1 protein-coding gene is annotated in these 533 nt (G+C 45.4%); it reads right to left on the bottom strand.

Translation table 11 applies throughout. The features are described from left to right. On the bottom strand, nt 1-452 hold a 452-nt coding region (locus P5674_RS25760; protein ID WP_315670480.1), incomplete at its 3' end, for a reverse transcriptase N-terminal domain-containing protein. Between the last annotated feature and the right edge of the window lie 81 nt (nt 453-533).

The following is a 533-nucleotide window of genomic DNA, read 5'->3' as shown; positions in this document are numbered from 1 at the left end:
GCAGGTTCGAGAGCCGACTTGACCAAGGCTTGCCTTGCTCTATCTTGGATTGTGGGAATTCCCAACGGGCGTTTTTCATCCCTGCCGGGTTTTGGTATCCACACTCTTCTAAGTGCTTTTGCTTTGAGATTTCCTTTGATTCTCTCAGTCAGTTCAAACCTTTGCTTAGGAGAAATTGCGATAATTCCATCCACTCCGGCTGTTTTCTTTCCTTGATTGTCTTGGGTCACTCGCCGCACTGCTAAGAGCCGGGCATAGTACGATTTCACCAATAGACGTTGCCACCTTCTTACCTTTGCATCTTGTCCCGATTTAGCTGCTTGAAATATACTCTTTTGGAGCTTGAAAACTTTCCGTTGAACCTTAGTCCATGGGATTGCCTTCCATGCGTTGTTCGTAGTCTTGATTGGTTTTGGTTTCCCAAACCCTTTCTTTAAACTCGCTATCGCCATTTGTACACCTACTAGGCTCTATTTCTTTACAATCAAACCGTGACCTGTTAGCATATCCCTACCATTACAGTTGGGCGTTGG

Source organism: Limnospira sp. PMC 289.06 (assembly GCF_032350395.1).
GTDB lineage: Bacteria > Cyanobacteriota > Cyanobacteriia > Cyanobacteriales > Microcoleaceae > Limnospira > Limnospira platensis.
This window is presented reverse-complemented; position numbering and strand designations above follow the sequence as displayed.